At 60.0% G+C, this 1,515-nt stretch carries 1 protein-coding gene and 1 pseudogene; both read right to left on the reverse strand.

The window, feature by feature from the left end; translation table 11 throughout:
* Nucleotides 1–164: 164 nt before the first annotated feature.
* On the reverse strand, nt 165–1,352 hold the full coding sequence (locus ABT116_RS45480) for a DICT sensory domain-containing protein (RefSeq protein ID WP_351646946.1): 1,188 nt from the start codon (nt 1,350–1,352) through the stop codon (nt 165–167).
* 69 nt (nt 1,353–1,421) lie between these two features.
* A pseudogene (locus tag ABT116_RS45485) lies at nt 1,422–1,515 on the reverse strand (fumarate hydratase C-terminal domain-containing protein); the annotation flags it as partial.

Genomic DNA, 1,515 nt, shown 5'->3' on the forward strand with positions numbered 1-1,515 from the left:
GGCCGCACGACCCTGGAGCCGAGCGGACTGCGTCATCGACAACTCCGACCCGAAAATGTCAACTCTGCAGCAATAGAAACGTGGCGCGGCGCCCGTCCAGTCCTTAGCCACGATCAACGCTCTGGCAGCGCTCGCGGCGAACTGCGAGAACATCGGCACCGGGTTCACGAATTCGTCTTGGGGTAGCGACGAAGGATAGAGTGTGCTGCCTGGGTGACGGTGGTGCGATCGTAGGTTTGCACGAAGTCGAAGGTACGCTCGAGATCTGGCCCGTTGTCATGAAGATCTCGCGCCGACAGCATCGCAGCATGATGTGGTCCCAGAGTGACGACCGTCCACTCGTTGACAAGATCATCACCTGGGTCGAGCGGTGCGTGTTGCACTTTACCGTCGAGCATCACGGACAGTCCGACACCGTAGACACCGGCGAACCCAACGGTGTCGGCGAGGTGACGCCACCGTGCTGCTGTGGATGCGGTGAAATGCTCGGCTTGTTGAAAGGTGCCCAGAACAAGCATCGAGGAACCCGATGTGGCGGCTTGCGTTTCGAGGGACTTACTCAGTTGGATCAACAGTCGCTTGGTACCGCGCCGGACCTGGCTGTGAGCAGACACGATCGAGTAGGGAGTGCCGACGTCGGGGATGGGATCACTCCACACCGGACTGTCGGGCATCGCGACGACCGGTTCGGACAACAGTGAACTCGGATCGTCGACTGCGGGATACAACTCACCCGTTCCGTATGTGGCTCCGATAGTGATTGCGGCAAGACGGGCGGATTCCGAGTCGACACCCTCGGCAAGGATAATCGCGTTCGATCGCTCGACGTAGGCACCGAGCGCATGTACCGTCGTTCCGACTTCGAAATATGCTGCCTTGGAAAGTAATTCCGCGGAAGTGACAATGATGTCGGGTTCGACCAAAGACAGCAGCGTCGCCGAGTGCTTGTCGATGCCGACACCATCGAGTGCAATCAGACGCCCACACGCGCGGGCTTCTCTGATCACTGCCAGAGAGTTGTGGGGATCGGCAAGCACCGATGCGCTGTCAACCGTGATGACGATCCGTTGCAGATTTCTCGTCGTTCCTTCGATACCAGAAGCGTTCAGAGCTGCTCGGGAAGCCGAGTCAACGGCCACCAGTAACGGCAGGCGATCCGCGACGGTGCATGCGAGTGCAGTACGGGACATGGCCAGTTTGTGACTGTCGAATTCCGAGCGTTGCTGCATCAATTGCGAGGCGCGGCGAAGGGCATGCGCCGAACACAGAGAGGAATTGTCAGGCCCACGCAATTGCAGCTCGGCACCTGCAAGTGCGTGGTCGTCGAGGCGGCGTATCGGTGCGAACTGCATGCTTACTTCCAGACCAATCACATCGGAGAACTGGGTGATCGGAGAATTCGACGATGTCGAACCGTTGCCGACCTTCTTGATGCAGTCCTGGGCGAGACGGGCGGCCGGGCCGCCGATGGAGCCCAGGTAGAAGCCGCCGTGCGTGCCGCAAGCGTCCGTGACC

Source organism: Streptomyces sp. NPDC002130 (genome assembly GCF_040296465.1).
Lineage (GTDB): Bacteria > Actinomycetota > Actinomycetes > Streptomycetales > Streptomycetaceae > Streptomyces.